The 1,604-nt window shown below is 69.1% G+C and carries 3 protein-coding genes; 2 read left to right on the forward strand and 1 reads right to left on the reverse strand.

The window, feature by feature from the left end:
* Together SFHG_RS09950 and SFHG_RS09955 are read left to right on the forward strand one after the other, a co-directional pair.
* Nucleotides 1-528, forward strand: a 528-nt coding sequence (locus tag SFHG_RS09950; protein ID WP_042437089.1) for a hypothetical protein, incomplete at its 5' end; no start/stop codon positions are given.
* 253 nt (nt 529-781) lie between these two features.
* The gene (locus SFHG_RS09955; protein WP_042437091.1) at nt 782-1,093 is read left to right on the forward strand and encodes a hypothetical protein; all 312 of its coding nucleotides are present in this window, start codon (nt 782-784) and stop codon (nt 1,091-1,093) included.
* A 114-nt stretch (nt 1,094-1,207) separates the two neighbouring features.
* Here the strand turns inward: SFHG_RS09955 and SFHG_RS09960 are convergent.
* The coding region (locus SFHG_RS09960; protein WP_042437098.1) for a cell division protein Fic at nt 1,208-1,604 on the reverse strand (397 nt) is incomplete at its 5' end.

Here is a 1,604-nt window from a genome sequence, read left to right on the forward strand (position 1 = left end):
CCGGTCACCGACCGCGCCCGCGAGAACGAGGCGGTGCGCGAGCGCAACGCCGCCCTGGAGCGCCTGCGCGAGGGCATCGAATGGGCCCAGAAGCGCGCGCGGGAGCTGGCGCGGTTCCTCCGCGTCTTCGACCCGCAGCGCGAGCGCATGCGCCGCAACGTCGAGCGCGTGCGGGACATGGCCAGCGACATGGACGGCCGCGGCGCCGGCGTCACCCGGGAGGCCCGGGAGGCCTACGACGGCCTGAGCCGCCGCGAGAGGCGCATGCTGCACAAGGCGTGCCCGAGGGGGCTGTCGCCGACGATCGACCGCCTGAGCGCCGACAGGCACGCCAGGAAGCCGCTGGTGGAGCGCTCCGTCGAAAGGGAGCGCGAGCGCGCGTCCGCGGACCGCGAAGCCGGCCGCGGGCAGGCGACGGGCGAACGCCGCAAGCCGATGCGCCGGCGCGACTACGAGCGGGCGGTCGACCATGAGGAGCGGTCGAGGTACATGGAGCAGGAGCCGGAGCGCGATCGCGACTGGTGGTGAGGCGGTATAATCGCCCTGCCAGGCAAGCATCCCGCGCGGCGCGGACGGCTTGCAGGCTCCTGTCGGGCCGACATGGACGCGGCGACGCCAGGCAGCCTGCCTTTAATGATTCCCCGCGCCATACGAGCGACGCCCGCGCAGGGATCCCCCGCGGGCGGGCAGGCGCAGGACGCCGGGCGCCGCCGGCGGCGGCGGCGTCGCACCGTGTCGCAGCCGCCGGCTTTACGTTTGGCAGAGGAAGGACGGCCCGTCTATGATCGATCTGGTCGCGTACTACGCGAAAAGGAAGGACAAGGCGCTGGAAGACGGCGACAAGAGGCTCGCCGCGAGCTACGCGCACCTGGAGGAGGCCGAGCGCATCGCGCGATCGGGCAAGCTGCCCGATCGCGAAAGCGCGCTGCTGTCCCCCAGCATCGCGTTCATCGGCCTCCATGCGGGCGGGGCCGTCTCCGAGTGCGGCAACTGCGGGTGCCTCGTCGACGAGCACTGGGACTTCTGCGCCCGCTGCGGCGCGCACTTCATGGACCGCAGGTACGTCGCCGAGTTCGGCGACCTCGACGTTTGATGCGCGGGGCGCGCCGGGCAAGATCGGCCGACGGCTTTCGAAGGACGAGGGGCGGCGAGATCCGCCGCGAGACGGCCTCAGAGGACGCGTTCAGCGAGCCTGACGATGCCGTTCCTAGCGTTTGCGATATGCGGTAGACCTCGCCGAGCCCGTTTTCTCGATGGTCCCGTCATCTTGGAGCTTCTTGAGGACGCGCTCGACCGTTCGCTTGCTTATGGACGGGTTCGCATCCATGATGTCCCTCTTCGTCGCTGCGCCGACGAGCTGCTCGAAATATGCGCGCAGCATGCCTTCGCCGCCTTTGGGGCCCGCTGCAATGGCGAATCTCCTGTCAAGCTCCTTGTAGCAGGCCGTCATCACGCCGAGCATGTAGGTCACGAACGGGGTGTAGTCGTTCTCGCCGTCCTGCCACCCGGCGGAGCTTGCGCCGAGCGCCTCATAGTACGTTTCCTTCGATCTTTCGATTTCCTTTTCGATCGATACGTATTTTCCGACCGTGTATCCGCATCGG

This window comes from Senegalimassilia anaerobia JC110 (assembly GCF_000236865.1).
GTDB classification, from domain to species: domain Bacteria; phylum Actinomycetota; class Coriobacteriia; order Coriobacteriales; family Eggerthellaceae; genus Senegalimassilia; species Senegalimassilia anaerobia.